This is a genomic window from Infirmifilum sp., assembly GCF_049970975.1.
GTDB classification, from domain to species: Archaea; Thermoproteota; Thermoprotei; order Thermofilales; family Thermofilaceae; genus Thermofilum; species Thermofilum uzonense.
Map to the genome: position 1 here is coordinate 1 of NZ_JBMFLX010000178.1, position 2,112 is coordinate 2,112.

The 2,112-nt window shown below is 49.9% G+C and carries 4 protein-coding genes; all 4 read right to left on the reverse strand.

The annotated features are described in order from the left end of the window. A partial coding sequence (locus ACP5KC_RS10255) for a hypothetical protein (RefSeq protein WP_428287518.1) occupies positions 1-200 on the reverse strand: 200 nt, incomplete at its 3' end. 12 nt (positions 201-212) lie between these two features. Further along, positions 213-719, reverse strand: a complete 507-nt coding sequence (locus tag ACP5KC_RS10260) for an integrase (RefSeq protein WP_428287519.1) — start codon at positions 717-719, stop codon at positions 213-215. An 84-nt stretch (positions 720-803) separates the two neighbouring features. Further along, positions 804-1,925, reverse strand: coding sequence for a hypothetical protein (locus ACP5KC_RS10265; RefSeq protein WP_428287520.1), 1,122 nt, complete (start codon positions 1,923-1,925; stop codon positions 804-806). Continuing rightward, positions 1,915-2,112, reverse strand: a 198-nt coding sequence (locus tag ACP5KC_RS10270; protein ID WP_428287521.1) for a hypothetical protein, incomplete at its 5' end; no start/stop codon positions are given. The genes ACP5KC_RS10270 and ACP5KC_RS10265, both read right to left, overlap by 11 nt.

Sequence of the window (2,112 nt, forward strand, 5' to 3'; positions counted from 1 at the left end):
AGCGTCGCCAGGACGTTGAGCGTCCACAATGCTAGGGCCAGGGCGCCGGCGCAGTCGTAGACCTGGCCGGCCTCGACCTTCCTCAGCTCTCTATCTATCTTCTTGTACCACTTTTCGCCTATCGCGTTCTTGTTGGTCTCCAGCCAGAGCCTGACCGCCTTGTGGAGGCCGGCGACCGCCTTTTCAAGCCTCGCATTCATGCTTATCACCTCTTACATACTACGCAATACAAATTCGGCCGTCTTGGCTTGGGTGTAGTTGAGAATGAAATCAAGTTTTGAGTGCTTAGTTATCTTGGCTATGATGGACGGGTTCACTCCCTGTCTTAAGAGATACGTGATAAACGCATAGCGTAGTGAGTGGGTGTTAAAGCCTAATTTCTGGCGGCACCAGTTCTTTATCCTGTTAGTAAGAACCCTCCTGTCCACTTGGGCTAGGTCTATGCAGGATAACCTGATTTGGTCGTCCAGCTCGACGGGCACCACGACTAGGCGTTCTTCAGGCCTCTTCTTCTTCTCGACCCTTGTCATGAACTCCCGCTTACCCGTCTTAATGAATGTGATGAAGGCGTCGACGGCCTCCCCTATGCGTAGCCCGTTCCTGAGCTGCATCAACAAGATAGCCGAGTAGCACCTGGTTGTGGGGTCGCTACTGCGCAGTAGCCTCGACAGCTTAGCGTACGCGTACTCGTAGTCTATCCCCTTGTCCCATGAACGCATTTTACCTTACGCCCCTACGGTAAAGTCTTGTTAAGGGAGACTATTAAGGTATTGGGCTTTACCTTTGAGGGAGTAGGGTAAAAACTAGGGCTTGGGTACGTAGAAGGCTACTATCGAGGACGCGAAGGCTGGTGAAATTGGTATGTCCTCGTAGAGCCCAGCACCGTTAAGCCTTATACCCATAGCTAGAGCCAGCACGTCGATGGTTATTGTCTGTCCACCGTTCAACACTATTTTAGTACCGCTAGGGAAAAACCTCAGGTGCACTAGACCGTCCTGTGTGAGGTTCTTGATGAGGTATAACCTAATGTTAGCCGTGCTGGACGGGATCCTCTGAGTGTTGTATGCAATAAAGGTATTACCCTTTCCTAGGATATCAACATAGCTAGTACCGTTGAAAAACGTCGGATCCAAGAACACCATCAAGCCCGTAGTGTTCACCACACCAGAGGAGTAGAACTGTCGGATCTCATCGTCTGAGAGTGCACGGCTGTAGATTAGTAGCATGGACTGGTACATTGTCATGTACTCAGCAAGCCTTAAGTTAGCACCTAGGACATAACGTTTATAAAGGTCGGGATAGGTGGCGGTGCTGGGATTCCACTCGAGCACGGTCTTCTCGGTACTCGATACAGTATTCCTGTAGACTCTACTACCGTTGATCCAGTAGCTGATCTCCCTAGCACTCGTGAACCTTCTAACTAGGTTAATCCACGTGTTCATGTAGGTATTCAGGGAGTAGAAATAACTACCCTGCGTCCCATCGGGTTTACGCGTGTTCCACCCGACCACCCAATAGGTGTAGTACGTCCCATTACCCGTCCCAACACCAGTCGAGGGGTAGTCAGTCCATTGATCCCCTATCATACCCGTTTTACTCCAATATGTGTTATTCTTTGGTCTAAACAGATAGAACCACTCCACAATTGTTATCTCACTCCAGCCGTAGACTGTGATCGGTATAGCCGTGTATGCACTCACACCATCAAAGTAGAAGTCATAGAGGTGGACGGTAATCACGTCATTAGCCTCGGGTGTTGATGGGACTGTGAGGACAACATACGGGAATGTGGTTACAGTCGTGGTTATCGTAACCGTGGGCGGCGGCGTGAGCGGTTTGGTAACGGTATTCGTGAGTGAGAACGCGCTCAACAACACGAGTAATATGAGTAGCACGGCTGTCGAGAGCCGTGTTCTAGCGTTCAAAGACTTTCACCAGCATGGCCAGGGGCAACACGAAGTAGATGAGCAGCTCCACGATAAAGATCAGCACCTGCCTGAAATCGAGCGTAATGCTATAGGGGACGGGCTGATAAGTGTTAGTAGTAGAGTTGTACTGGTATTGAACCACGGTGTAGTTCCACACTAACAGATTCTGTGAGTTGTTGATAAA